The organism is Dolichospermum circinale AWQC131C, assembly GCF_000426905.1.
Taxonomy (GTDB): domain Bacteria; phylum Cyanobacteriota; class Cyanobacteriia; order Cyanobacteriales; family Nostocaceae; genus Dolichospermum; species Dolichospermum circinale.
Genome location: NZ_KE384593.1, coordinates 94,107 through 94,385 on the forward strand (window position 1 = coordinate 94,107; position 279 = coordinate 94,385).

Genomic DNA, 279 nt, shown 5'->3' on the forward strand with positions numbered 1-279 from the left:
AATATTTGTGATGATTGAATATCATAGCATTTCATCAAACTATGTAGGTTGGGTTGTTAGCGTTAGCGTTGCGGAGAAATCGGAACAAAACCCAACATTTTTCCTTTTTTTGTTGGGTTTCACTTCGTTCTACCCAACCTACAATACCCAATGCTCACATATACAGCGGTTTTCGCTCTTATAAGGTACATCTTAAGCCCCCTCCCCGCTTGCGGGGCAGGGCGTTTTCATTTTCTAAATTCTAGCAGAAGAAAGAGCGAAACTTTTACTATTATTCGC